This is a genomic window from Streptomyces sp. NPDC001663 (genome assembly GCF_042893105.1).
Taxonomy (GTDB): Bacteria; Actinomycetota; Actinomycetes; order Streptomycetales; family Streptomycetaceae; genus Streptomyces.
The window spans coordinates 121,756-145,862 of the sequence record NZ_JBIAUR010000025.1 but is presented as its reverse complement, the minus strand read 5'-3'; the positions used below and the strand labels follow the sequence as shown (position 1 = coordinate 145,862).

Below are 24,107 nucleotides of genomic sequence, written 5' to 3'. Positions count from 1 at the left end.
AACCGAACCATGCCCACCCCCGAACCCCACATCCCCACGACGGCCGGCGCAGGACCGATGAGCTACGCGATCTTCCAACTCGCCCGCACCCACCGCGCCTACGCCGCCACCCTGCTGCGCGAGATGGACCTGCACCCCGGACAGGAACTGCTGCTGATGCACCTTCTCGACCGGGACGGCCAGTCCCAGTCCGAGCTGCTCGAATGCCTCGGCGTGGACCACTCCACCATCTCCAAGGCGCTACGCCGCATGCAGGACGCCGGCCTGGTCATCCGCGAGCCGGCCGCACATGACCGGCGCGTCATGGTGGTCCACCTCACCGACAAGGGCCGGGCGATGCGCGAGCCCATCGCGGCGCTGTGGCAGGCCCTGGAGGAGACCTCCGCCCGGAATCTGTCGGAGCAGCAGGCGCAGTCCTTCGTCGAGACTGCGTACGCCATCACCGAGGCGATCAGCAGCCGCGCCCTGCCGGAAGAAGAGTCGGCGTGACTCCCCGGTGTGCACCCCATGTCCGCGTACGCCCCACCACACGTGAGAAGGGGCACGCGGACTGGGATGCACACCGTCCCGCATGCGGCGCGACCACCTTCAGGTCGGCCATATCACCCACCCCGTCGCGGCTGCCTTCGGACGCGGCTAGTGGCGGCGAGGCGCACTGCGGATCCGCCCCACGGCCCGCCTCCATCAGCCCCCGGCACGCGGGCGCCCATGTCTGCAGCCACCGCCCACCGGCCCGATGGAACGTGAGACTCCCATGCCCGCCACCGACTCAACCATCCTCCCGGTCCTCGTCGTCGGGGCGACCGGCTCCCTGGGGAGCAAGGTCGTCGACGAACTACTCAAGCGCGGCAAGAACGTCCGCGCCCTGGTGAGGCCGGCCAGCGACGCCAGCCGGCTCGAAAGCCGGGGCGTTCAGAGCGCCCGCGGCGACATGCTCAACGTCGACTCGCTCGTGGCCGCCATGAACGGCGCCCCCGGGCCGGCGGCCGCGAGTGAGGCGGTCCCACGTGCGGGCGCCGTCGGGCTGAAGCACGCGGGGGTGCAGCCGGTCGGGGTTATGGCCCGCGCTGGCCAGCAGCTACCCGGCGGTTTCGTGCAGCCCGGCGGCTCCAGCAGTCGCGGGACACCCCGACCGCAGCCGACGCTCTCAACCGGCTGACGAGACCGCACTGTTTCGCCTACAGGGCGAGCAGCTGGTGGCTGTCAGCTCTCGTCGGCCGCCTCGAGGGCCGCGTGGACTCCGCCGGCCTGAAGGCGCCAGCCCACAACTACCGCCACCACACCCGCGATTGCGGTAGCCGCCAGCGAATGCGTCGACGTATACACAGCGGTCAGCCCTGCCGCCGCAGACTGAAAGTACAACGGTCCCACCGCCGGTGCGGGCGCCGGCGTACCGCCACCGCCCTGGCCGTCATCCTCCGCCACGGGAGACACCCCATCGAGATCTGCCATACCCCTAAAGAGGCACCAGCCCCGCTCCGCGTGCAAACACCCCGGCCCGCGGCGGAAACCCGGCGCAAGACGAGCTCACGTACGACACCCGCGCAGCTGGGCCGGCGCGTCAGGCCAGGTGCCACCTGGCGCCTACCGAGGCAGCGGCGGGCGGGCGGCGCCGGGGCGTCTTGAGCCGGGTGGCGCCAGCCTGCCTTGTTCGTTCGCGGGGGCCGGGTGTCATGGTGCCGTGTCCGGTGCCGGCGGTGCGTTTGTTGCGGGCCAGATAATGATCGCCGACTGCAGCGACGGCAAAGACGGTGACGACCACCGCGCCTCCGGTGCTGGCGCACGGCCAGCAGCCGACACAGCTCCGCCCAGACTTCGTCGGCCTCGTCGCCGAACATCACCTGGCATCCCCGGGGTTGATCGGGGACAGCAGGCCGTCCCCGGGCCACAGCTTCTGTTCGGCCACGAGGCTGGTGAGAAACGTGTCGACCTCGGTCAAGACCGCGGCGCGGTCGGTGGGCCCGTAGTCGATGAAGTCGTCGGCTGCGGCGTCGTAGGCCCGTACGTGGCTGCCGGGGCCGGTGCAGACCAGGGCACGCGCGATCTCGGGCAGGCCGAGGCTGAGGGCATCGCAGTCTCCGCAGCGGACAAGGTGGAGCAGGCCGGTGGTAACGCGCTCCCAGTCGCCGACCCTCGGCCAGTCGGCGCCGCCGCCCAGTTCGTGGGAGAGGGTGGCCAGCGGGATGATCTCGCCCTGCCTGCGTCCTCGGGTGAGAAGGTCGTGGATCCGGGTGCCGTCGGGCTGGCGCACCCGCGGGTGGAGCAGGGAGCCGGCAACAACGACGGTGGTGTTGATCTCCTGGGTTCCGGGGCCGGGGTAATACGGCTCGTGAGCGAAGAGCAGGTAGACGTCCGGGGTGCGGACAACAGGGCTGGATTCGGACGGGAGCATGGGCAGGGTTCCCTTCAGCAGTGCCGGGCTGGGGCTTAGGTGCGGCGACCGGGACGTCGGGCGGACGTCCTGCGGGTACGAGCACGTCGGCTGCCAGGAGGCGCGCCTCTGGTCCGTGTCAGGTGCACCGTCCTCGGAGGCAGAACGCTCGACGATCTGCGCGACCTGGTGAGCGAGCTGGAGCATCAGCCGTTCACGGGCGATGAGTTCGGGCCAGACGGTCGTGCGGGCGTCTGGGGTCTTAAGGAGGCCAGCCGCGTCCCACAGCACGTGCTGGCCGATCCGGGCCGGGTGGCGCACCTCGTGGCAGTCACGGCCGCCGGTGGCAGCCTGCACGAGGTAGGTCTGCAGGGCGGCAAGGCGCCGCAGGTAGCGGCAGGGCCCGTCCCCTTCGACCATGCGGACGTGCTCGCGGGCCCGGGCATCCAGCCGGTCGGGCAGGTGCTCGGCGAGCAGCGGGGGGAGGAACACTGCCGGGAGCACGACGTCAACGGGGATGCCATGCCGGGCAGCGAACAGTGCGGTAAGCAGGCTGATGAGGGCGACGCACGCGGTGGAGCAGCGCAGGGATTTGGGGACGGTGGCCAGGGCGAGGTGCCGGGCGGGGCGCCTAGTCAGCCAGTACAGGGCGAGGCGCTGCGTGCGGGTCGCGGCCGGGGTGAGCACCCCTATCTGGTGGGGGATCTCGGGCGGGCTGCCGTCGCCGGGAACGGTCCAGCCGAGCCAGCCCCACCGGGCCCGCTCATACACCAGCACGGGTTCGAAGGCGGCCGTGCAGGTGCGGCCTGGGACGTGGGCGGTGCGCAGGGCGCGGACGCGTTCCTTTTCCCACCGACCCGGGCGGCCGGTGAAGGGGCGCTCGTGGTGCGCGGCCGCAGTCGGCGATGGGGTGCGGTGGGTGTCGGTCACGGGCTGTTTCCCTCCGGTTGGTCGATCAGGCTGAGGCGCACGTCGTGCAGCGGCCGTCGCTGTCGGGGTGGGCTCGCCTGCGCGTCGGGCCGGGGCAGGTACGGCACAGCGGCCAGCCGAGGCAGGCCGGGCAGAGGTCTTCGCCGGGGGCAGTGGCGGGCACGCCACAGCCGGCGCACTCGGTAAGGGCCCAGTAGGTGAGGGCTTCGCTCACGGTGCGGGCGGCCGCCGTGGTCGGTGACCGCTGCGCAGTCGCCGCCGCGAACAACTCGTCCGGCTCGGCCGCGGTACGACAGGCGGCAGGCGGCGGGTAGGCCTGGGCTGCGCGGAGCCCAGGTGAGGGCTTCGCTCACGGTGCGGGAGGCCGCCGTGGCCGGTGACCGCTGCGCAGTCGCCGCCGCGAACAACTCGTCCGGCTCGGCCGCGGTACGACAGGCGGCGGTGGCGGTGGCGCGCGGCGGGTAGGCCTGGGCGGCGCGGAGCCGGGCGGCGATGATCGCGCCGACCGAGATGCGTACCGGATGGGGCAGGGGCCGGCCGGTGATGACGTGGCGCAGCTGCGCGCGGCTCCAGCCGGAGTCCATCATCACGTTCGCCACGCGGCCCTGATCGGTCAGCGCCGGCCCGGTCAGCAGCAGTTCGGGACGGGCCGCCCCGATCTGAAGCAGCAGCCGGATGCCGTCGTGCAGCTCGTCGGCCGGCGGCGGCTTCGGCGACGTTGTCGCGCGCGAGGGGGCCGTCCGTGCGTTCGCGGGCGCGGCGTCGCCGGGCTCGCACGGACGGAGGGGGCTGGTCTTCTGCTGGTTGGTCTTCTTAACGATGGTGTTCTTAGTGCCGGGATCAGCCAACGCTGGCTCAGCCCATCCTGGACAACCCGACTCTGGTGGTGAGCTGGGGTTGTGCAGGGCGGGCAGGTCGGTGATGACGTACCGGGTCTGCCCGAGCGTGCCGTCGGGGTTGCGGTCGCGCTCGCGCAGCAGGAAGCCGTGGTGCTCCAGTTCCTGCAGGCCGCTGCTCACCGCGTCGACGCGCTCGCCGCCATGCCGGGCCAGATCGGCGACGGTGACCTGCCAGCCGTCCCGGTGCGTGCTGAGGCAGCCGAACAGTCCCTTCGCCCGGTAGGAGATTCGGTCGTCGCGGAACAAACCGTTGGCGATCTGCGTGAACCGGTCGGCCGCCATTACCCCGCGGCGGATGCCGGATCCGAAGCCACTCATCGCTCCGCCTGGAACCCAAGCCGCCTGCGGTCGCCACGGCAGCCCACCGTGCCCACCGAAGAGGGGCCGCCGAGGGGCACAGATACGGAGGCGCACACACGTTCCATACCGCCAGCCCATCCGCCGACCCCGACCAGACCGACGGCCACCAGCACCGACCACCAGTCACGATCCGGCAACGCGGCCCTCTCGCTGCCACGGTCGGGGTCATGGTCTGGGTTCCAGTGGTCGTTGCGACACCTCGGCTCAGAGGTGGCAATGGACATCGAGGCTCACGGGCGCCGGAAGCCTCAGGGGAACAAGCCCCCACTCCTGGAACGGGAGACATACTTCCAACTTGTGGATCAAGGGATGAGCTTTGCCGAGGCAGCGAGGGCAGTCGGCATCAGCGCACGGAGCGGTGAGCGTTGGCGGGCGAGGGGCATCAGGCACGGGCCTGGGAGGCCTGCGCAATCGCGGCTGCGCGTGGGTGCGGCGCACAGTGCGCAGCAAGCTGCGCACCGAGGTAGGGGCGGGCCCTGCGCAGCCGGGCCGCACAGCCAAGCGCGGGGCTGCGCAATGATCGAATGACGCCCGGAAGACGCAGCCGGCCCGCCCCTTGTGTGGGGCCGCGGCGCGCCGCCCACAGATTCGGCCCGACGTTCCCCTGTCCCCTGCCGCCGTCCTGACAGATACCGACCCCGGCGTCCCGGCCTGGGGCATGGTGGGGGCCATGGTTGGGCCAACCATGACCCCCACCACGGCCTTTGTGTCCAGTTCGTGACCGTGGTCGGGCTCTCGTGGTCGGGGGCACCAGGTTTCCTCAAGGTCAGCAAGTCCACGTCCTGACCGGGGAGTTGCATCATGTTCCCTGACAAGCCGGCCCCGCACGGTCAGGCCGGCGCCCCGATGGTGGCGGGCGCCCGGCTGGAGAGGATGCGCCGGCGCGTCCGCCTCTGGCGGCTGACGCCGCTCACCGCGATCGCGGCCGGCCCCGCCGCCCTGGCTGCCGCGGTGCTGTCCGGGCCGACCACCGTGGCGGCCGCCCCCGCCAAACCCACCACCGTGCGCACCGCGACGGCCGCCGCCGACCCGGCCGGCTACGCGCACTGTTCCTCGACGCCTGGCTGCGCAGCAGCACCGACAACGCGACCAGTGCGCAGGCCCGGCTTGCGCAGTCACTCGCAATGGACGCAACTGCGTGGAGGCGGCCTGCTGATGGCTGTAGGTGATTGCCGACAGCAATGCCAGCGCTGCTGCCAGGATGATCGTCATCACACACACCACGGGGACGGTCCGCCAGGACGCGGCGGATCTCGCAGAAAGCCTTCTCACTCACGACGACACCGAGTTGGACCGGCCGTTCACCATCCTGACGCACGAGGACGCAAGCGGCCTGGTCGAGCCGTGAGACCCTGCGGCCGGTCTACGAGGCCATCGTGGCGCGCATCGGCCGGCCCACACTGCTGGGCGGCACCACACACGGGCCCAGCGTCCGGTGGAGCAACCACACACGGACCCTGCTCCTGTCCGGCTCCCACAACGAGGCGACGCTGTCCGTGCACGAGGCGACGGCGTTCGCCCGGGACGAGTTCTGGAGTTTCGACTCGGGCCACCTGCCCTACACATGGCAGCTCGACCGCCACGGCCCCGGCCACGACCACGGCTGGACCTTCAACGGACACGCGCCGGCGGACGACTGGACGTCGGCCGAGGAGCGACTGGCCGGGATGCTCACCTCCTGGGCGGAGCACATGCCCGTACAAGCCCCCGGCGACTGGGCGGGCTTCAAGCTCCGGGCGTCACGGGACTGGGAACGCACCATGATCGTGTCCTTCAACCCGACGGACACGAACGCCGAGTTCCACCTCGCCATCGACGACCGAGACCACGAGCAAACGCCCGCGCGTGCCGCGGAGATGCGCGCTCTGGGCTGGCAGAGCGTGGACGAGCACCGATGGTGGCGCACCAAGCTGCCCGAGACGGACCCGACGGCAGCTGCCGCACTCGCGCGAGTGGTCATCACCGATCTGCGGGCCCGCGGCACCACATGCCCGGACGAAGTGAGCGCCTGGGACATCAGCGCCGGCGACGACGGCGAACTGTGGGTCCCCGGCATCGGGGTCGACGTGCATCCGCGCCGCGGAGAGCACTACTAGGCAGGCGGGCAGCGCAATGGCTGCGCGCACTCGGGTGCTCATCCCGGAGCCAGGCAGCCGGTCGTGAGACGAACGAAGGGTCCCAGACGCGCGCTACGGCCGAATGGGCAAGTGCGCTGCGGGAGTTGGGCGCGCTATGACAGCGTTTTGCGTTCCATCGATGTGGCCTGCCCGCTACTGATGTCCGCCAGCCAGGTGGACAGCCGTCGCAGATCAGTAGAACTCGACGGTGTTCACACGGTTGAGCAGGTCATGCCCGTCGAGAAACCGGGTGGCGTTGGCGGTGAAGAGTTCGGCGATGAGTCGGTCCTCCGCGGCGTTGAGTGCGGCGGTGTGGGGGCTGATCAGCACGTGGTCGTGGTCCCAGAGCGGGCTGGCGGCGGGCAGTGGTTCCGTCTCGAACACGTCCAGCGTCGCGAAGCCCACCTGTCCGCTGTTGAGAGCGCCGATCAGGGCGGCTTCGTCGACGACGTTCCCTCGTCCGACGTTGACGAGCGTCGCGCCGGGCCGGAGGGCGTCGAAGAACCGTTTGTCGAGCAGATGCTCGGTCGCCACGGTGCCGGGGAGCGTGTTGACGACCGCGTCCACGGACGGTGCCGTCTCGATGAGACGGTCGGGATGCACCACCTGGGACACTCCGGGGGCGGTGGCGTCCTTCCTGCTCGTACCGATGACCCGCGCGCCCAGCGCGTGCAGTTTCGCGGCGACGACCCGGCCGATCCCGCCGAGGCCGAGTACGAGTACGGTCTGCTCGCTCACCTGCTTCATCGTCCAGCGGTCGCTCCACTCGTGGGCGCGCTGCTGACGGCCGAGGCGGAGCAGGTCCTTGGCTCCCGCGAGGACGCCGAAGACGGCGAACTCGGCGAGCGGCTGTCCGTGCACACCGGCCGAGGTGGTGAAGGCGACCCGGTCGAGTTCTTCGGTGCTGAGTCCCGCCGCCTTGACCTGGCTGCCGCCGCCGGCCGCCATGGTGTGCACCCAGCGCAGCCGCTTGTTGGCCCGGACTGTGCGCGCCAGGGCGGACGGATCCACGTCGGGGATGCCGTACAGAACGTCGGCGGAGTCGAGAAGCGCCTCGTACGCTCGCTGCTGTCCCTGCGTACGCCGCCAGGCTGGATCACCCGCGAAATCGGCGGGCCAGCGCATCGGCGGAAGAAGTGCATGGTCGACGACGAGGTCGATCCGGGGCTCCAACTCGGTCATGCGCGCGCAGTTCTCTTCGGACAACGACGCGGCGACCGCGACTCGGAGTCGATCCGTGACCCGTTCCGCTGCCATCAGGCGGCCTTCCTCCGGAGTGTCTCGACCTCGGCATCAAGGTCCGCCTCGCGGGCGACGATCTCCTTGACCGCCACGAGCGCCTCCTCGGCGCGATGCGGGGGAATCACGATCACACCGTCGGCGTCAGCGACAACGATGTCCCCGGGATTGACGACCACCCCGCCGATGGCGACGGACTCACCGATCGTGCCCGGCCCGTTCTTGAACGGGCCGGCGGGAGTCAGCCCCCGCGCGAAGACCGGGACCCCGAGCTGCTCGATGATCGCGCCGTCGCGCACATAGCCGTCGACGACCGCGCCGACGGCACCGAACACGTCGAACCGCTGGGCGAGGTTGTCGCCGATGATGGCGCGTCCTTCGAAGCCGAAGGCGTTGATGACGAGGATGTCCCCGGGGCGGATGTGTTCCAGTGCGGCGATCACCGCCTTGTTGTCGCCCGCGACCGTGAGCACCGGGAGCGCGGTGCCGACGGCCCGGGCCCCGTTCCAGACGGGCGCGATGCCCCCGTCGACGATATTCAGCCGGTCGAGGGCGTCACCGAGGTTGGCCACCGAGTGCTCGCGGAACTGGTCGAGCACCTGCCGGTCGACACGCTCCCACCCCGCGTGAACCCGCACGTTGTCCTGGGTCATCAAGATCCCCTTCCCATAAATGCGAAAGACTTCGCGTTTCGATGAGCCAGTGTGCATCCCTCCACACCACCAAGCAAGGGGCGGCGGCCACCGGATCAGCTGCAACAACCACGGAAACATGGCGGAATCGCAAGGTTGACACGGATGCAACTCCAGCCCTTGACCGCTCCGAGAATGCGAACCTATTCTCATTCGCGATTCGAGTCGCAGCTTGGAGCAGTACCTCCCCGCCGGTCCCCAGGACACCGCTTCGGCCGTCCGCGACACCGAAAGTTGAAGCTATGGCAACGTCAGATCGGCTCCACTCCGCATCAAACCAGCCAGAGGCACCGGCCATCCCCGTCACCGCTCAGGACCGGGTTGTCCGCAAGGCCACCGTCGCGGGCGCGATCGGCTCGTTCGTGGAGTGGTACGACTACGGCATCTACGGCCTGCTCGTCACCTATCTCGCGCTCAACATCATGGGCGATGCCGGTTCCGGCGGGCTCTTCCTCACCAACGTCGGCTTCCTGATCAGCTTCCTCGCCCGCCCCTTCGGCAGCGTGATCTGCGGATACCTCGGCGACAAGCTCGGGCGCAAAAGGCTCCTGGCCACCCTCCTGGTACTCATCTCCGGAGCGACGGCCGCGATCGGCCTCATCCCCTCGCACACGGCCATCGGGGTCGGCGCGCCCGTCCTGCTGGTCCTGCTCCGAGTGCTGCAGGGCTTCTCGGCGGGGGGCGAGGTGGCGGGCGCCATGTCGTTCGTCGGCGAGTACGCCCCGGACACGCGACGGAACTACATGATGAGCTTCATCGCGGTCGGCTCCTTCGTGGCCCTCATGTTCGGCAGCACCTTCTCGGCCGTCCTCATCACGGCACTCGGCGACGACGCGATGACCTCCTGGGCCTGGCGGGTGCCGTTCCTGCTCGCCGTACCCCTCGGCTACGTCGGCTTCTACATCCGCAGCCGGCTGGAGGAGACCCCGCACTTCACAGCCCTGCGCGAGCAGAAAACCGTCGCCCGGAACCCGCTGAGGGAGGCACTGACCTCCAAGCGGCACCTGAAGGCGATCGCGCTCACGATCTTCCTGCCCGCGCTCAACGGCCCCGGCTACTACCTGCTGTTCGTCTACATGCCGACCTACCTGAAGACCTCGCTCGGCGACCACAACTTCTCGATGGTGCGGGCGCTCATGGTCACCGCGTGCAGTCTGGTCGCCATCGTGATCTGTATCCCGCTCATGGCACGACTGTCGGACCGGATCGGCCGCAAGCCCGTCCTCGCCTTCTCCGCGATCGCGATGGCCGTGGCGTCCTACCCCATGTTCCTGCTCATCACCACCGGCCGGTTCGGACTCGCCTGTATCGGCACGGTCGTCCTCGCTGTGGCCTTCTCCGGCCACGCGGCGGTCGTGCACACCGTGCTCGCCGAGATGTTCCCGACCAGCGTGCGCTACTCCGCGTACAGCATCGGTTTCAGCATCTCGACGGTCATCTTCGGAGGCAGCGCCCCGCTCGTGATGACCGACCTGATCGAGTCGACCGGGTCCAACCTGATCCCGGCGTTCGCCTCGATCATCACCGCCGCGATCACCCTGGTCACCGTAGCGTTCCTGCGGGAGACCAAGGGGCAACCCCTCGCATCCCACTGAACCGAACCGCACTTCGGGAGACACACCATGGCATCCGGAATCAACTCGGTGGCCGTCGTCGCCGACCTCGGCGAGAGCTTCGGCAACTACACGATCGGTGACGACGCGGCCCTGCTCGGCCTCGTCACCGCGTCGAACATCGCCTGCGGCTTCCACGCCGGCGACCCGCGCATCATGGACCGGACCGTCGCCGACTGCGTCGAGCGCGGCATCGAACTGGGCGCCCACCCCGGCTACCCCGACCTTGTCGGTTTCGGCCGTCGGCTCATCGAGGCGTCGGAAGAGGAGATCCGCACCGACGTCCTCTACCAGCTCGGCGCGCTCGACGCCTTCGCCCGCGTGCACGGCGGCACGATCAGCCATGTCGCCCCGCACGGCCGCATGGGCTCGATCGCGCAGACCGACGCCAAGCACGCCCGCGCCATCACCGACGCGATCGCCGCGTACAACAAGGAATACATCGTCATCTGCCAACGCGGCCTGCTCGCCGAGGAGTCCCGCAAGCGCGGCCTCGACGTGGGCTACGTCTTCCTCGCCGACCGCGGCTACGGCGACGACGGCATGCCCGTCCCCCGCTCGCACCCACAGGGCCTCATCTACGACCCCGAACTCATCGGCGAGCGTTGCGTGCAGGTGGTTCAGGAAGGCACCGTTCGCTCCATGGACGGCAACGTCGTACCGCTCGGCCACGACGTCGACGTACTCCTTCTGCACGGTGACCACCCGTCTGTGCTCGCCAACGGCACCGCCCTGCGGGCCGGGTTGGACGCGGCGGGTGTCAACGTCACGGGGTTGAAGGACGTGTTGGCCGAGAAGGCGAAGGCACTGGTCTGAGCGCCTCCATGACCGCCGCACAGTTCCCCGCCGTCACCGTCGAACCCTTCGGGGACTCGGCGGTGATGGTGACCGTCCCCCACCCCGACCCGGTGATCCGCAGGACCGCGATCGTCGCCTTCCGCGAGCGGTTCCTGGCCCAACGCCTGCCCGGCGTGCTCGATGTCGTCTCCGGCCTGGAATCGCTGCTCGTCGAGTACGACCTGCTGGCGACCGCACCCGAGCACGTCGCGTACGCGATACGGCTGCTCGCGGAGCGGCCGCCGGCCGGACAGCGGTCCGCACGCGCGCGTACGGCTCGCCGGTTCGCCATCCCAGTCGTGTTCGACGAGGAGACGGGACCCGATCTGGCCTCCGTCGCCGAAGAGGTGGGCCTGGCGCCCGCCGAAGTGGTCGACGCGATCGCGGAGTCCACGTTCACGATCTCTCTCCTGGGCGCGGCGATGGCCCCGATGATGGACGGGCTCCAGGTGCCCCGACCGGTACGGCGACGGGCCGAGCCGCGTACCGACGTGACCCCGGGGGCGATCATGATCGCGGGTACCAACGCGATCATCCAGCCGTTCCCGGGTCCGACCGGTTGGCGGGTGGTGGGACGTACGCCGCACACCATCGTCGACATCTCCCGCCCGGACCCGGTGTCGTTCGGCACGGGTGACATCGTGCGGTTCGTGCCGGTCACACGGGACGAGGCGGCGGCGCTGGACGCGGGCTTCCTTCTGCCGGTGGCGGAGGTGCTCGCATGAGGACCGTGGGCCTCGCCATCACCCGCACCGGGTGGGTCACGACGTTCCAGGACCTCGGCCGGCGCGACAGCGAACGTCGTGGTGTTCCCACCGGCGGCGCGGCCGATCAACTCTCGGCGGCCGTGGCGAACGTCCTCGTGGGCAACCCGCGGGGCTTCACACTGATCGAGAACCTGGGCGGCGAGCTGGCGTTCGTGCCCGACTCCGATGTCCTCGTCGCGGTGACCGGCGCCCCCTGCCGGGTCACCGTCGGTGGCGCACCCGCCGCGAGTTGGTCGCCGGTGGTGGTGCCGGCCGGCCAGGAGATCCGCGTGCGCGCCGACGTGGCTCTCGGCGCCCGGAACTACCTCGCCGTGAGCGGGGTGCTCACGGCGGAGACCCTGCTGGGCAGCACCGCCCCAGACGCCCGGATGGGATTCACTCAGAACCTCGGAGAACGGGTCCTGCTGGAGTCCGGGTTCCGCGGCTTCAGGCACAGCCACTTCACTCCCCCGCTCTTCCGGCTTCCCGTCCCCGTCCTGCCCTGCGCGAAGGGGCCCTGGCTCGTCGACGTAGTTCAGAGCTACGGCGCCCGCTCGATCCCCGGGGTCCGTGAGCTGATCGCGGAGTCGTCGTATCTCGTCACCGCCCGCTCGAACCACGTGGGCCTGCGCCTCGACGGGCCGGTGCTGCATCCGGACACGGACACCGAGATCGTGTCGCACGGAGTGCCGATCGGGGCGCTCCAGATCCCCCACGCGGACGAGCTGATCGTGCTGGGCCGGTACCGGAGTCTGACGGCCGGCTACCCGATCGTCGGGGTCGCCTCGAGGGCGTCGCTCCCGCTGCTCGGACAGGCCGGGCCCGGCCGTGAACTGCGGTTCAGGTGGGTGGACCGGGAGACCTCGGTGCGCCGGTCCACCGAACAGGAGAGCGAGCTGCGGGTGCTGGAACGAGCGACGACCGAGGCGTTCGGCGCGCTCGGTTTCGCAGGGCACTTGATCCACCAATAGTTGAGAAACTATTCTCAATTGAAACGAATACCTCATCTGAAGGAGGAACGGGTGACGCGGATCGCGCTCATCACCGGCGCCGGCAGCGGGATCGGGCTCGAAACAGCCCGTCTGCTCGCCCGGGACGGCATCACCGTCGTCCTCGTCGGCCGCCGACAGGAGGAGCTCCACAAAGCCGAGGCCACGATCCACGCCGAGGGAGGAACTGCCCTCGCCATCGCGGCGGACATCACTCGCGCCGACGACGTGACCCGTGCCCTCGACCGCGTCCACGCCGAACTCGGCCCGGTCGACATCCTCGTCAACAACGCGGGAAGCGCGTCGTCGGTGCTCAACCCGCAGTGGCTGCCGCACGACGAGTGGCGCCAGGTACTGGACGTGAACCTCACCGCGGTCTTCCAGCTCACCCAGGCCGCACTGCCCGACATGCTCGGGCGCGACGGCGGGACGATCGTCACGGTCTCCTCGCTCGCCGCCGTCAACCCGAACCTGCTCGGCGGGGCAGCGTACGGAGCGGCCAAGGCGGGCGTCCGCAACTTCATGACCTTTCTGCACAACACCTTCCGCAACCAGGGACTGCGGGCCATCACCGTGCTGCCCGGCGAGACGGACACCCCCATCCTCGACAACCGCGCCCGGCCGCCGGCCATCGAGGAACGCGCCGACATGCTGCAACCGCAGGACGTGGCCGAAGCGATTCACCTCGCAATCACACTGCCCCCGCGAGTCGTCCTCCAGGAGATCGTCGTCGCCCCGACCCGACAACGCGACACCTCGGCCGACCTTGAGATCAGCCGCTGGGCAGGCGCCCCCGCCGACGTCTCACCCCGGGACTGACGCCCCCCTGCCACTCCAGGAGAACCGCATGCCCTCCACCGTCACCGCCACCCCGCCGGCCTCGTTCGCGCCCGCCGCGGCCGTCGCCCGGATCGCCGCCGCCTCCCGCCGGACCCAACAGCCGCAGTCCGGAGGCGACTTGGTCTCCCTCGCGATGGGCGAACCCAACTTCGACACACCCGAGCAGGTCACCGAGGCCGCCCTCGCCGCACTGCGCAGTGGTCGTACCCACTACTCGCCGCTGCTCGGCGAACCGGCCTTGCGCGAGGCGCTCGCCGACAAGCTCACCGGCATCGCCGGAGCACCGGTCTCCCCCGCCGACATCCTGATCACCCAGGGCGGCACCGCCGGACTCGCCGCGTCAATCCTCTCCCTCGTCGACCCCGGCGACAAGGTGGTCATCCCCGACCCCACCTACTCCCTCTACGCCGACCTCGTCAGCATGGCCGGCGGAGTCGTCGTCCCCGTCCCGCTCGCCCCCGACCTGCACTGGGACCTCGACCGACTGGGCGACGCCCTCGCCGGGGCGAAGCTCTTCGTCTTCTGCAACCCCAGCAACCCAACCGGAATCGTTCACAACCGGGCCGAGTTGGAGACACTCGCCGAACTGCTCGACGGCACACCCACGCTCGTCATCTCCGACGAGGCGTACGCCGACCTCGACTTCACCGGCCGCCCGTTCACCTCGACGATCTCCCTCGACGGCCTGCGCGACCGTACGGTCTACTGCCAGACCTTCTCCAAGAGCTACGCGATGACCGGCTGGCGCGTGGGCTACCTCTGGGGCCCGCCGCCACTGATCCAGGCCGCCGCACGCATCCACAACACCTTCAACGGCTCGGTGAACACGGTCGTCCAGGACGCCGCACTCGTCGCGGTGCAGACCTGCGACGCCGACATCGCACGGATGCGGGCGGAGTACGAGCGGCGGGGCGAGGTCATGCGCTCGGAACTCTCCAAGGTCCCGGGGCTCACACTCAGCACCCCGGAGGGGGCGTTCTACCAGTTCCCCTGCTACGACCTCGATCTCCCATCGGCCGAGGTGGTGGCGGCGCTGCGTTCCACCTACGGTGTCGCCGTCCGGCCGGGGAGCGAGTTCGGTGCCCGGGGCGAGGGGCACTTGCGGCTGTCGTACGCTGCCGACGCGGAGTCCATCACCGAGGGCGTCCGTCGTCTGGCCCGCGGCCTCTCGGCCCTCCGGTGAACACCACCGCCACGCAAACGGGGAGTCGACCCATGCGCAGTGACACCCAGCGCAACCGCAGGCAACTCATCAAGGCTGCTGCGGAGTTGTTCGAGAACTCGCCGACGCCCGTCAGCTTGAGCGAGATCGCCAAGCGCGCCGAGGTGTCCACCGCGACGGCCTACCGACACTTCTCCTCCGTCGAGGACGTCCTGCACGCCTTCCGCGCCCAAGTCGGCTCCGAACTGCGGGACTTCAGCGCGACGCAGACCACCCGTGGGATGCAACGCCTCGAAGCGGTGTCCCGCCACTGGGTGGCGCTCGTCCTCGAACATGGCGGTGCCATGGCTCAGATGCGCTCGCACCGCGGCTACCTGGAACGGCTGCGTGAGAACACCGGCTACCTCGCTCCACAAGCCGAAGCACTCACCGAACCCCTCCGCCAGACCACCGAAGACCTCGGCCTCGGCGACCTAGGCGACGAAGCCCTGTACCTGTGGAACGCCCTGTTCGACCCCCGCGACATCCTCGACCTCATCAAAAGCGGACGCACCGAGGACGAAGCAGCATCCCGCCTCGTGGCCGCACTGCGCGGCGCCCTCATCGGTTGGTCCACAGCCCCCGACCGGAGGTACGACTGAAGTCCGGCCCTTCGCAGACGACGCCCGAATCGGTTCTGTTCACCTGGTCCGTTCTGCCCGGCGTCCTCTTGCGGCTCGCCCTGACCGTGGCCGGCGTCGGTGAGAGTCAGGACCGGGCCCGAATCGTCACTTGGGCCGTCCTCGGCACAACCGCCGTACTGCTCGCCTGGGGGTACGCCGGGGCCCGCCGCGTGCCACGGGTGCGCCGCCTCGACGTGCAACTCCCACGGCTGGGTGCGGGGTTGGACGGCCTCCGCGTCGTCCTCATCACCGACACCCACTACGGCCCAGCAGTGCCGGGCTGGGGCTTGGGTGCGGCGACGGGAACGTCGGGCGGACGTCCTGGGGATACGAGCGCGTCGGCTGCCAGGAGGCGCCGGAGGCAGCCGCTGGCCACACATACGGCGGCGTACGCGCGTTACATGCCGAAAGCTCATCCACCGACCCCGACCAGACCGACGGCCATGAGCCCCGACCACCGGTCACGATCCGGCAACATGCGCACTGGGCTGGCGTGGTGGGGGTCATGGTCGCGCCGACCACGCCGCCCCCGGCATGGTGCGCAGTCATGGCGCAATCGCGGCTGCGCAGCCTCGGCCGGGCGTTGCGCAATCGGCCTGCGCAACATAGCAAAGGCCGTACCCAGTCCGATTGCGCGCAGCGGGTGCGCACCACGGCTCGTGTAGCCCGATGTCCTCTTGTGCCCAGCCGGGTGTGCGGATGCGCAGGCCACCCCCGCGGTCTGGTCGTGTCCTTCCGCGCACTCGCCCACGGGCCCCGGCCCACGGTGCTGCAGGCGGGTGTGATCGCATCCGCCGCCGACGGGCGCTGGCGGATGACGCGGTGAGCGCCGGCAAGCCCCCGTCGGGCCCATGGTCGGGTCCGTGGTTGGGCCAACAGGACCTCGACCACGGGTCTTGTGTCCCCATCGTGACCGTGGTCGGGCTTCGTGGTCAGTGGCCGGGTCGGGGGCGGCGCGTTTCCTCAAGGTCAGCAATCACAGTTCCTGACCTGGGAGTTCGACTGTGTCTCCTGGCAAGCAGGCCGCGCAGAACAAGGCCGCTGCTCCGATGGCAGCGGGCGCCCGGCTGGAGGCGATGCACCGGCGCGTCCGCCTCTGGCGCGTGGAGGCCTGGACGGTCATCGCGGCCGGCCCCCTCGCCCTGGCCGTCGCCGTCACCTCCACTCCGACCACGGTCAAGGCGGCCACCCCCGCCAAGCCCTCCGCCGTGCGCACCACCGCGCCCGCCGCCGACCCGGCCCGTTGTGCACAGCTGTTCGTCAGCACATGGCTGCGCAGCAACGCCGATGACGCCACGACTGCGCAGGCGCGCCTTGTGCAGTGCGTGCCGGCCACTGGCCAAGCTCCATCAAGAGGCGGGGGACAACCGATCGCTCTACTGCCAACACGGAGGCTACGGAACATGACCACAACAACCACAACGCTGACCCGCCCCGAACCCGTACCAGTCAACCCGCCACCGGTCGCCGACGGCGAGTACCGCACCATCGACGACCTGGACGTGGACGTCGCCGAGTCCGCCGGGTGCAGCTGCTCGGCCGGTGACGATCAGCCGTACTAAGACGGCAGTCACCTCCCACCCGCTGCCCCGGCCGTACGCTGGCCGGGGCAGCCCCCGTCACCACCAGCCACCGTGGGCAGTGACCACATAGCGCCCGATCGCGAGGCCAGTTCCACGTCGCCGGAGTTCCGGTCTCGGGCGGACTGGACCATGGGGAATCGGAAGTCATGCTCACGGTGCTCGACAACACCGGAGCGCCGAACTGATCAATCTGTCCGCCGAGTGCCCTCGTCGCGTCCGCCAGGCCGTGGAGGCAACGACGGAGACGGGACGGGGCGCCGACGCTCGTGGACGTGCGCGTACCCCATCAGGCCGATCAGGACCGTCAGCAGGACGGCCGATGAACCCGCCGTACCGAGGTCGAGGCCGCCCTTGGCGACCGGCTTGGTCAGGAAGTCACCGACGGTCGCACCGAGCGGACGGGTCAGCACGAAGGCGATCCAGAAGAGCAGCACGTTCGGCACCGCGGGCGCCCTCATCAGGGCGACGAGCACCAGCAGGACGCCGGTCACGAGTGCCGCCCCGCCGGCGTAACCGAGGCCCGAGCTGTCGGAAAGGAAGTCGCCCATCGAGGTGCCGAGGGTGTTGGAGACGAGGATCGCCGACCAGAACAGCGCCTCCCCACGGAAACTGACGATGTCACGGATGACGAACGTCATTCCGGTCAGCTTCCAGACGGCGAAGATGACGACCAGGATCGAGATCAGGATCGCCGCGCCGATCGGGTAGCCGAGGCCCAGTCCCTGCGGTCCCAAGCCCAGTGAAGTGGCGCCGTTCGAGAGGTACTTGGCGCTCGCGTCGCGGTTCATGAAGTCGGACATCGTGGTGCCGGCCATGCTGGTCGACAGGATGACCGTCCAGTAGAAGAACGGGTTGTAGCGCCTTGAGCGCAGCTGCACCACGAGGGTCACCACGAAGATCAGGAACAGCGCGATGGTGGTGAGGAAGTAGCCGAGCTTCAAGGTCTGGGCGAAGAGGTCGCCGGCCGTCTCGCCCAGGGTCGTCGCCGCGATCTTCATGATCCAGAAGGCGAGGGTGACCTCGGGCAGCTTCTTCACCACCGACTTGGCAGTGGCCACGGTCCGCTGGTGCGTACTGGCGACGCCGGTGTCGGTGAGGGCTTCCGGAATCTCCAAGGTCGGACACTCCTGTTCGGTGGGGGGTGTGGAAGGGCGCCCGTTCCCGTGAAGGAAACAGGCGCCCTGCAACGCATGACCCGGCCGCGGAAGACGGCCGTGGTGTCCGACCCTGTCGGTCAATTCCTGAACGCTTCCTGAACGCCTGCCGCCCTGTTCACGCCGCAGCCGCGCGACGCGCGTGGGATCCCGTGACGTCCTTGCGGGTCACCGTCAGATAGACCACCAGGCCGAGGATGACCGCCAGGAAGAGCCCGCTCGTGACGACGGTGCCAAGGCCGAGGCCGCCGTCGCCGGTGGGCTGGGAGAGGTAATCGCCGATCGAGGCGCCGAGCGGGCGGGTGAGGATGTAGGCGATCCAGAAGCTCCACACCGCGTCCAGGCCGAGGGCGAAGTGCGCGATACCGACGGCGGCGATGGCCAGGGCGAACAGGACGGCCGAGAGCCAGTAGCCGAGGTTCATACGCTCGGAGACCAGGTCGCCGGCCGCCGTGCCGAGCGCGAAGGTGAACAGCACGGCCAGCCAGTAGTAGGACTCACGGCTGGTGGTGTCGATGCTGTGGATGGACAGGGTCCGCTCGCGCCGGTACCAGACGACGAAAACGATCGCGAGAAGGACCGCGAACACCGTGGTGCTCGTCTCCAGCGGCACGCCCATGTTGTCGGTGAGGTTGTCGCTGATGAGGGTGCCGACGATGCTGATCAGGGCGACGGCGAGCCAGTACACGCCCGCGCGGTAGGCGCTCGTACGGAACTGGACGACCAGTACGACCGCGAGCAGCGCGCTCATGAGCAGCGACACGCCCGTCAGACCCAGCCCGGCCTTCTCGTTGAGCAGGTCGGCCGCGGTCTCCCCGACCGTCGTACACAGGACCTTGATGACCCAGAAGTAGACGGTGACTTCGGGGACCTTGTTCAGGCGCAGGCGATGCGCGTGCCGAGAGGGACCGCCTGCGTCCTGTGCGGTTTCTGGTGTTTCGGAGAGTTCGTAGGTCATGGATCCCGACCGTGCCAGCCGATACCTGAACGCATCCTGACTACGCGTGGTGATCACCACCCCCACGCATCCCGTCCGAGCAGATGGCGGCCTCATGACCTCCCTCGTGCCCCGCCCGCTGATATCGGCGTCCCGTCCCAGCCTCGTGACGGAAGAAAGCCGCCGTGAATCCCCCGAATCCTTCCCATCCGTCCACTGACCGCGCGACGCACCGGCTGCGGCGACGGCTCGGCCGCGCCGTGCTGCTCTCCTACGCCGCCGCCCTGCTCCTGCCGGGGCCCGGCCTGTGGCTGCGCCGCCCGCACGCCGTACCGCCGACGGGCCCAGTCCACCTGCCTTTGGACACTGCTGTGCGCGCCCGCCCTTCCGCCGTCATGGCTCTCCCGCCTCCTGCGAACCTTGATCCCATCGGCCATGACGGGATCGCTGGTGCTGACCTACGTCAACGCCAACAGCGCCCTCGGCTCTTTCGTCGCCCGGCCGCGTCCGCTGCTGTTCGTCGCCGCCCTCGCGCCGCACGGCCACAGGAACCCGTCCGCCTGGCCGACCTCGTATGCGAGGTCACTGCTTGCCGCTGCACGCTCCACGACGAGGAAGTCCCGCTCCGCCCCAAGGAGTTCGACCTGCTCGCCGCCTCGCCCAGCACGGGGGCGAGGCCGTCTCCCGGGAAGCCCTGATAGCCGAAGCCTGGGACGAGAACTGGTTCGGCTCCGCCAAGACTCTCGACGTCGCCATGGCCGGCTAGCGCCGCCGCCTCACCGAGGCCGCTGGGACCCTCGCCCGGCTGCCCCGCATCACCACGCTGCGCGGACACGGCTACCGCCTGGAACCCTGACGGAGACCTCCTGCGCGGTGCGCTGCCGCGCCGTCGGGGCAAGCGCCGGCCCGGGCCTTCCCGAACGCCGCGCGTTGCATCAGTCCGCGTTGGGGCGGGCGAGGCCGTGGTCGTAGGCGAAGATCACGGCCTGGATGCGGTCACGAGCGCCGATCTTGGCCAGGACGCGACCCACATGGGTCTTGACGGTGGACTCGGCCAGGACGAACCGGGTGGCGATCTCGCCATTGGTCCAGCCCTTGCCCACGGCGACGAGGATCTCGCGCTCGCGGTCCGTGAGGGAGCCGAGTCTGGGGTCCTCGGCGGAGTCGGCGCGGTGGGCGGGGACGTAGCGGGTGAACTCGTCCAGGAGGCGGCGGGTGAGGGCGGGCGCGATGACGGCGTCACCGCCGGCCACGGCCCGAATGCCGGCGAGGAGCTCCTCGGCGTGCGCGTCCTTGAGGAGGAAGCCGCTGGCACCGGCGCGGATGGCGGCGTGGACGTATTCGTCGAGGTCGAACGTGGTGAGCACGAGGACGCGCGAACGCTCGCCGGCGGCGACGATGCGGCGGGTGGCCTCGATGCCGTCCATGCCGGGCATGCGGACGTCCATCAGGACGACGTCCGGGCGCAGTTCGGCGGCCTTGCGGACGGCCTCGGCACCGTGGGCGGCCTCGCCGACCACCTCGGTCTCCGGGACGGAGTCCAGCAGCATGCGGAAGCCGTAGCGTTGCAGCGGCTGGTCGTCCACGATGAGCACGGTGGTCACCGGGCACCGCCCTGGGGCGCGAGGTCGAGGACGGCCTCGACACTCCATCCTCCGTCGCCCGCCGGCCCCGCGCTTACGGTGCCGCCGTACAAAGCTGCTCGTTCCCGCATCCCCACCAGCCCGTGCCCTTCCTCGTGCGGCGGTCCGGTCGGTGTGGCCGGGCCGGTGTCCTGGACCCGGATGTTCAGTCGGCTGTCCTCGACGAGGATCGCCAGGTGCACCCGGGTATCGGTGTCGGCGTGCTTGAGGGTGTTGGTGAGGGCTTCCTGGACGATGCGGTACACCGTCAGCTGTACCCCGCTGTCCAGGGCGTCCACGTCACCGGAGGTGCGGTAGACGACCTCCAGTCCAGCGGCGCGCACCTTGGCGCACAGCGGCTCGATGTCCGCGACGCCGGGCTGCGGACTGAGCTCGGGCCCGGTCGGGGAGCCGTCCGTCGGCTCGCGCAGCACGCCGAGCACGCGCCGCAGCTCGCCGAGGGCCTGGCGGCCGGTGTCGCCGATGAGCTGCAGGGCCTCCTTGCCTCGTGCGGGCGCGATGTCGGTGGCGTAGGCGCCCGCGTCGGCGAGGGTGATGATGACGGACAGGTTGTGGCCGACGATGTCGTGCATCTCGCGGGCGACACGGGTGCGTTCAGTGGCCGCGGCAAGTCTGCTGCGCTGATCGCGCTCGATCTCCAGCCGGGCGGCGCGCTCGCGCAGTCCGGCCAGCTGGGCGCGGCGGATGCGCACCATCAGGCCGAGTGCGAGTGCCGCGGTCGCCGTGCTCAGCAGGAAGAACAACGCGTCCCAGACGGACACCGCCGACGATGCGCGTACGGCGACCAGCACCATAGCGGCCGTCATGGCGGCGCAGGCCCACGGCAGTTGGCGCAGCCGTCCGTGCAGGGCCAGGCTGTACAGGGCGACGAAGAGGGCGATGTCGGCGCGCAGCGCCGCGCCCAGCGACCACTGGAGGACGAACACCGCTGCAATGGCGGCGAAGGCCGCTACAGGCTTGCGTCGCCGCCACAGCAGGGGCAGCACCAGGCCGGCCTGCAGGGCCAGCATTCCCGCGACGGGCAGCTGGGTGAAGGCGAGCCGGAAGCGGCGCGGGCCGTCGCCGTCGTCGGCACCGCCGTGGAGCAGTTCCGGCAGGCAGAACATCAGGAAGACCAGCGCCACGACCGCGGTGTCCAGCACCCACGGATGTGTCCGGTCGGCCTGCCGCAACCGCTGGCCGCCCCGGGCGAGCCGGGCGACCAGCGGCCCCATCCCGCTGATGTCATCAGTAGTCACGGACGTCACCTGTCCATGGTGCGGCTGTCAGACGTCGGTGCGCGCGAGCCGGTACGCCGCGCCGCCCAGCGCCAGCGCCGTCCAGCAGAGGAAGACCAGCAATCCGGCGCCCGGCGACAGGGTCGTGGAGTCGTGGGTCAGCGCGAACATCGACTCCCCGGCGTTGGACGGCAGGTAGGGGCTGATGTTGTCCTGCCAGGAGCTCGGCAGGAGCGAGATCAGGCCCGGGATCAGCATCAGGGCGGCCACCAGTACCGAGATCCCGCCGGCCACCGATCGCAGCAGTGCGCCCAGGGCTACGCCGATCACCCCGACCAGGCCAAGGTAGAGCCCGGCGCCCAGCAGGCTCCGCAGGACTCCCGCGTGCGAAAGGCCCATGGCGGCGGGGGTGCCCGAGACGATGCCGCTGCCGAACAGGAAGGCGACGAACGCCCCGATGGTCCCCACGGCCAGCGCGACCAGCCCGAACACGGAGGCCTTGGACCAGAGCACGGGCAGCCTGCGGGGCACCGCCGCAAGGGTCGAGCGGATCATGCCGGTCGAGTACTCCCCGGCCGTGACCAGCACGCCGAGTACGCCCAGGGCCAGCTGGGCGAAGTTCGTACCGAAGAGGGACAGGCTGACGGCCGTGGACGAGGCGAAGTCCCGGTCCATGTGGCCCGAGTTGATCCCCGACTTGTAGCGGCTCGCGGCGATCAGCCCGAACGCCACCAGGAATAGCAGGCCAAGGCCCAGCGTGATCCAGGTCGAGCGCAGCGACCACAGTTTGGCCCACTCCGAGGAGAGGACGCGCCGTCCGCTCACGCGGTAAGCGGGGCGGGCGGGGGCGGTCCGCGGTTCCTCGGCGGTTGCGGTGAGGGTGCTCATGCGGGCCTCCCGAGCGTCTCGATCCCGGTCGTGGAGCCGTGGTACTCCACGGCATCCCTGGTCAGGTCCATGAACGCCTCCTCCAGTGACACGGTCCTCGCGCTCAGCTCGAACAGCGCGATCCCGTGCTCCGCCGCCTTCAATCCGATCTCGCGGGCGGTCAGCCCGGTCACCTGCAGCTCCTCGGAGCCGATGCGGCCGGTGACGTCGACGCCCGGCCCGGCCAGCACGTCTCGCAGCCGAGCCGGGTCCTGTGTCGCGACTTTCACCGTGTCGCCGCCTGCCTCGCGGATCAGGTCTCCCACGGTGGTGTCGGCCAGCAGCCGGCCGCGGCCGACGATGATCAGGTGGTCGGCCACCAGGGCCATCTCGCTCATCAGGTGCGAGGACACGAACACTGTGCGGCCCTCGTCGGCGAGCGTCTTGAGCAGGTTGCGGATCCAGAGCACACCCTCCGGGTCCAGTCCGTTGACCGGCTCGTCCAGCATCACCGTCTGCGGGTCGCCCAGCAGCGCCGCCGCGATGCCCAGCCGCTGGCCCATCCCGAGGGAGAAGGCGCCGGCCCGCTTGTTCGCCACGCTGCCCAGTCCGGCGAGGCCGATGACCTCGTCGACCCGGCGGCGGGGAATGCCGTGGGTCAGCGCGAGTGCCCTGAGGTGGTTGTACGCCGAGCGGCCCGGATGGATCGACTTCGCCTCGAGCAGAGCACCGACCTCCTGGAGCGGTGCCTGGTGGCGGGCGTAGGGGTGGCCGTTCACGGTGACGGAGCCGCTCGTCGGGGCATCGAGGCCGACGATCATGCGCATGGTCGTGGACTTTCCCGCGCCGTTGGGTCCCAGGAAGCCGGTCACCGTGCCCGGCTTGACGACGAAGTCCAGGCTGTCGACGGCCGTCTTCTCGCCGTACCTCTTGGTCAGCTGCCGTGCGTCGATCATTTCGCTTCTTTCTGTCGGCCCCCGGCGTCCGCCGCTCGCGGCGCCTGATGGCCACGCTAGGTGCCGGTTCACCCTGATCCCGTGGTACCGGGAGGCTGACCAGGGCCGGGCAGGTAGTACCGCGGTACTACGTATCCACCTGGGGTGCCTTCCGTGGTGGTCCGCTCTCCGGTGCTCGCAGCAGGCGTCCGGCCGCCGCGGAAGGTGTCCCGCCCATGCCATGCCCGGCGGCGCGGTGTCCGCGGCGCAGTGGGCCCGCTCCGCACTGTCGACCAGGTCCTCGCTGTCGGAGG

24 protein-coding genes and 1 pseudogene are annotated in these 24,107 nt (G+C 70.1%); 14 read left to right on the top strand and 11 right to left on the bottom strand.

Going from position 1 to position 24,107, the window contains the following annotated elements:
* Nucleotides 1–9 precede the first annotated feature (9 nt).
* Nucleotides 10–489, top strand: a complete 480-nt coding sequence (locus tag ACFY1L_RS50350) for a MarR family winged helix-turn-helix transcriptional regulator (protein WP_388841790.1) — start codon at nucleotides 10–12, stop codon at nucleotides 487–489.
* Between the two features lie 265 nt (nucleotides 490–754).
* Nucleotides 755–1,159, top strand: coding sequence for an NAD(P)H-binding protein (locus tag ACFY1L_RS50345; protein WP_388841788.1), 405 nt, complete (start codon nucleotides 755–757; stop codon nucleotides 1,157–1,159).
* 678 nt (nucleotides 1,160–1,837) lie between these two features.
* Here the strand turns inward: ACFY1L_RS50345 and ACFY1L_RS50340 are convergent.
* From ACFY1L_RS50340 to ACFY1L_RS50330, 3 genes are all read right to left on the bottom strand, one after another.
* Nucleotides 1,838–3,301 carry a hypothetical protein gene (locus ACFY1L_RS50340; RefSeq protein WP_388841784.1) on the bottom strand — a complete coding sequence of 488 codons (1,464 nt, stop codon included), beginning with the start codon at nucleotides 3,299–3,301 and terminating at the stop codon, nucleotides 1,838–1,840.
* On the bottom strand, nucleotides 3,298–4,518 hold the full coding sequence (locus ACFY1L_RS50335) for a hypothetical protein (protein ID WP_388841781.1): 1,221 nt from the start codon (nucleotides 4,516–4,518) through the stop codon (nucleotides 3,298–3,300). Before ACFY1L_RS50335 ends, ACFY1L_RS50340 begins: the two co-directional genes overlap by 4 nt.
* 872 nt (nucleotides 4,519–5,390) lie before the next feature.
* Complete coding sequence (locus ACFY1L_RS50330; RefSeq protein ID WP_388841778.1) at nucleotides 5,391–5,561, bottom strand: hypothetical protein; 171 nt, start codon at nucleotides 5,559–5,561, stop codon at nucleotides 5,391–5,393.
* Nucleotides 5,562–5,761: 200 nt separating this feature from the next.
* On the opposite strand from ACFY1L_RS50330, the gene ACFY1L_RS50325 reads away from it, so the two are divergent.
* Together ACFY1L_RS50325 and ACFY1L_RS50320 are read left to right on the top strand one after the other, a co-directional pair.
* Nucleotides 5,762–5,908: a hypothetical protein gene (locus tag ACFY1L_RS50325; RefSeq protein ID WP_388841774.1), complete on the top strand. Its 147-nt coding sequence runs from the start codon at nucleotides 5,762–5,764 to the stop codon at nucleotides 5,906–5,908.
* Nucleotides 5,909–5,936: 28 nt separating this feature from the next.
* Entirely contained in the window at nucleotides 5,937–6,656 is a 720-nt protein-coding gene (locus ACFY1L_RS50320) for a hypothetical protein (protein WP_388841771.1), read from the top strand.
* A 213-nt stretch (nucleotides 6,657–6,869) separates the two neighbouring features.
* Here the strand turns inward: ACFY1L_RS50320 and ACFY1L_RS50315 are convergent, their stop codons facing one another.
* Together ACFY1L_RS50315 and ACFY1L_RS50310 are read right to left on the bottom strand one after the other, a co-directional pair.
* Entirely contained in the window at nucleotides 6,870–7,859 is a 990-nt protein-coding gene (locus ACFY1L_RS50315; protein WP_388841768.1) for a D-2-hydroxyacid dehydrogenase, read from the bottom strand.
* Between the two features lie 74 nt (nucleotides 7,860–7,933).
* Nucleotides 7,934–8,569, bottom strand: coding sequence for an RraA family protein (locus tag ACFY1L_RS50310; protein WP_388841765.1), 636 nt, complete (start codon nucleotides 8,567–8,569; stop codon nucleotides 7,934–7,936).
* A gap of 281 nt (nucleotides 8,570–8,850) precedes the next feature.
* On the opposite strand from ACFY1L_RS50310, the gene ACFY1L_RS50305 reads away from it, so the two are divergent.
* From ACFY1L_RS50305 to ACFY1L_RS50265, 9 genes and pseudogenes are all read left to right on the top strand, one after another.
* Nucleotides 8,851–10,203 carry an MFS transporter gene (locus ACFY1L_RS50305; RefSeq protein WP_388841762.1) on the top strand — a complete coding sequence of 451 codons (1,353 nt, stop codon included), beginning with the start codon at nucleotides 8,851–8,853 and terminating at the stop codon, nucleotides 10,201–10,203.
* Between the two features lie 27 nt (nucleotides 10,204–10,230).
* On the top strand, nucleotides 10,231–11,037 hold the full coding sequence (locus ACFY1L_RS50300; protein WP_388841759.1) for a LamB/YcsF family protein: 807 nt from the start codon (nucleotides 10,231–10,233) through the stop codon (nucleotides 11,035–11,037).
* A gap of 8 nt (nucleotides 11,038–11,045) precedes the next feature.
* The gene (locus ACFY1L_RS50295) at nucleotides 11,046–11,783 is read left to right on the top strand and encodes an allophanate hydrolase subunit 1 (protein ID WP_388841756.1); all 738 of its coding nucleotides are present in this window, start codon (nucleotides 11,046–11,048) and stop codon (nucleotides 11,781–11,783) included.
* Nucleotides 11,780–12,775, top strand: coding sequence for a biotin-dependent carboxyltransferase family protein (locus ACFY1L_RS50290; protein ID WP_388841753.1), 996 nt, complete (start codon nucleotides 11,780–11,782; stop codon nucleotides 12,773–12,775). Before ACFY1L_RS50295 ends, ACFY1L_RS50290 begins: the two co-directional genes overlap by 4 nt.
* 51 nt (nucleotides 12,776–12,826) lie before the next feature.
* Complete coding sequence (locus tag ACFY1L_RS50285; protein WP_388841750.1) at nucleotides 12,827–13,612, top strand: SDR family oxidoreductase; 786 nt, start codon at nucleotides 12,827–12,829, stop codon at nucleotides 13,610–13,612.
* Nucleotides 13,613–13,640: 28 nt separating this feature from the next.
* Nucleotides 13,641–14,816, top strand: a complete 1,176-nt coding sequence (locus ACFY1L_RS50280) for a pyridoxal phosphate-dependent aminotransferase (RefSeq protein WP_388841747.1) — start codon at nucleotides 13,641–13,643, stop codon at nucleotides 14,814–14,816.
* Nucleotides 14,817–14,848: 32 nt separating this feature from the next.
* Nucleotides 14,849–15,436 carry a TetR/AcrR family transcriptional regulator gene (locus tag ACFY1L_RS50275; RefSeq protein ID WP_388841744.1) on the top strand — a complete coding sequence of 196 codons (588 nt, stop codon included), beginning with the start codon at nucleotides 14,849–14,851 and terminating at the stop codon, nucleotides 15,434–15,436.
* 32 nt (nucleotides 15,437–15,468) lie between these two features.
* Nucleotides 15,469–15,730, top strand: a pseudogene (locus ACFY1L_RS50270) (metallophosphoesterase); the annotation flags it as partial.
* A gap of 731 nt (nucleotides 15,731–16,461) precedes the next feature.
* The gene (locus ACFY1L_RS50265; RefSeq protein WP_388841741.1) at nucleotides 16,462–17,019 is read left to right on the top strand and encodes a hypothetical protein; all 558 of its coding nucleotides are present in this window, start codon (nucleotides 16,462–16,464) and stop codon (nucleotides 17,017–17,019) included.
* A gap of 206 nt (nucleotides 17,020–17,225) precedes the next feature.
* Here ACFY1L_RS50265 and ACFY1L_RS50260 read toward each other — a convergent pair whose 3' ends face one another.
* Nucleotides 17,226–18,155, bottom strand: coding sequence for a hypothetical protein (locus ACFY1L_RS50260; RefSeq protein WP_388841738.1), 930 nt, complete (start codon nucleotides 18,153–18,155; stop codon nucleotides 17,226–17,228).
* 157 nt (nucleotides 18,156–18,312) lie between these two features.
* Entirely contained in the window at nucleotides 18,313–19,152 is an 840-nt protein-coding gene (locus tag ACFY1L_RS50255) for a hypothetical protein (RefSeq protein ID WP_388841735.1), read from the bottom strand.
* Between the two features lie 553 nt (nucleotides 19,153–19,705).
* On the opposite strand from ACFY1L_RS50255, the gene ACFY1L_RS50250 reads away from it, so the two are divergent.
* Nucleotides 19,706–19,897, top strand: a complete 192-nt coding sequence (locus ACFY1L_RS50250; protein ID WP_388841732.1) for a helix-turn-helix domain-containing protein — start codon at nucleotides 19,706–19,708, stop codon at nucleotides 19,895–19,897.
* A gap of 169 nt (nucleotides 19,898–20,066) precedes the next feature.
* Here the strand turns inward: ACFY1L_RS50250 and ACFY1L_RS50245 are convergent, their stop codons facing one another.
* Genes ACFY1L_RS50245 through ACFY1L_RS50230 form a run of 4 tightly spaced genes read right to left on the bottom strand, consistent with a single transcriptional unit; the run spans nucleotide 20,067 to nucleotide 23,814 of the window.
* Nucleotides 20,067–20,735: a response regulator gene (locus ACFY1L_RS50245; RefSeq protein WP_388841729.1), complete on the bottom strand. Its 669-nt coding sequence runs from the start codon at nucleotides 20,733–20,735 to the stop codon at nucleotides 20,067–20,069.
* A complete protein-coding gene (locus ACFY1L_RS50240) occupies nucleotides 20,732–22,012 on the bottom strand; it encodes a sensor histidine kinase (protein WP_388841726.1) in 1,281 nt (426 codons plus the stop codon). The genes ACFY1L_RS50245 and ACFY1L_RS50240 overlap by 4 nt, the downstream gene beginning before the upstream one ends.
* Before the next feature lie 27 nt (nucleotides 22,013–22,039).
* The gene (locus ACFY1L_RS50235) at nucleotides 22,040–22,879 is read right to left on the bottom strand and encodes an ABC transporter permease (protein WP_388841723.1); all 840 of its coding nucleotides are present in this window, start codon (nucleotides 22,877–22,879) and stop codon (nucleotides 22,040–22,042) included.
* Nucleotides 22,876–23,814, bottom strand: coding sequence for an ABC transporter ATP-binding protein (locus tag ACFY1L_RS50230; RefSeq protein WP_388841887.1), 939 nt, complete (start codon nucleotides 23,812–23,814; stop codon nucleotides 22,876–22,878). Before ACFY1L_RS50230 ends, ACFY1L_RS50235 begins: the two co-directional genes overlap by 4 nt.
* Nucleotides 23,815–24,107 lie beyond the last annotated feature (293 nt).

Excerpts from the sequence above, each read along its gene's own strand:
- ACFY1L_RS50350 (WP_388841790.1), top strand. The coding sequence starts at position 10 with ATGCCCACCCCCGAACCCCACATCCCCACGACGGCCGGCGCAGGACCG.
- ACFY1L_RS50345 (WP_388841788.1), top strand. The coding sequence starts at position 755 with ATGCCCGCCACCGACTCAACCATCCTCCCGGTCCTCGTCGTCGGGGCG.
- ACFY1L_RS50335 (WP_388841781.1), bottom strand. The coding sequence starts at position 4,518 with ATGAGTGGCTTCGGATCCGGCATCCGCCGCGGGGTAATGGCGGCCGAC.
- ACFY1L_RS50325 (WP_388841774.1), top strand. The coding sequence starts at position 5,762 with ATGATCGTCATCACACACACCACGGGGACGGTCCGCCAGGACGCGGCG.
- ACFY1L_RS50315 (WP_388841768.1), bottom strand. The coding sequence starts at position 7,859 with ATGACCGAGTTGGAGCCCCGGATCGACCTCGTCGTCGACCATGCACTT.
- ACFY1L_RS50310 (WP_388841765.1), bottom strand. The coding sequence starts at position 8,569 with ATGACCCAGGACAACGTGCGGGTTCACGCGGGGTGGGAGCGTGTCGAC.
- ACFY1L_RS50305 (WP_388841762.1), top strand. The coding sequence starts at position 8,851 with ATGGCAACGTCAGATCGGCTCCACTCCGCATCAAACCAGCCAGAGGCA.
- ACFY1L_RS50300 (WP_388841759.1), top strand. The coding sequence starts at position 10,231 with ATGGCATCCGGAATCAACTCGGTGGCCGTCGTCGCCGACCTCGGCGAG.
- ACFY1L_RS50295 (WP_388841756.1), top strand. The coding sequence starts at position 11,046 with ATGACCGCCGCACAGTTCCCCGCCGTCACCGTCGAACCCTTCGGGGAC.
- ACFY1L_RS50290 (WP_388841753.1), top strand. The coding sequence starts at position 11,780 with ATGAGGACCGTGGGCCTCGCCATCACCCGCACCGGGTGGGTCACGACG.
- ACFY1L_RS50280 (WP_388841747.1), top strand. The coding sequence starts at position 13,641 with ATGCCCTCCACCGTCACCGCCACCCCGCCGGCCTCGTTCGCGCCCGCC.
- ACFY1L_RS50275 (WP_388841744.1), top strand. The coding sequence starts at position 14,849 with ATGCGCAGTGACACCCAGCGCAACCGCAGGCAACTCATCAAGGCTGCT.
- ACFY1L_RS50255 (WP_388841735.1), bottom strand. The coding sequence starts at position 19,152 with ATGACCTACGAACTCTCCGAAACACCAGAAACCGCACAGGACGCAGGC.
- ACFY1L_RS50250 (WP_388841732.1), top strand. The coding sequence starts at position 19,706 with ATGCGAGGTCACTGCTTGCCGCTGCACGCTCCACGACGAGGAAGTCCC.
- ACFY1L_RS50235 (WP_388841723.1), bottom strand. The coding sequence starts at position 22,879 with ATGAGCACCCTCACCGCAACCGCCGAGGAACCGCGGACCGCCCCCGCC.
- ACFY1L_RS50230 (WP_388841887.1), bottom strand. The coding sequence starts at position 23,814 with ATGATCGACGCACGGCAGCTGACCAAGAGGTACGGCGAGAAGACGGCC.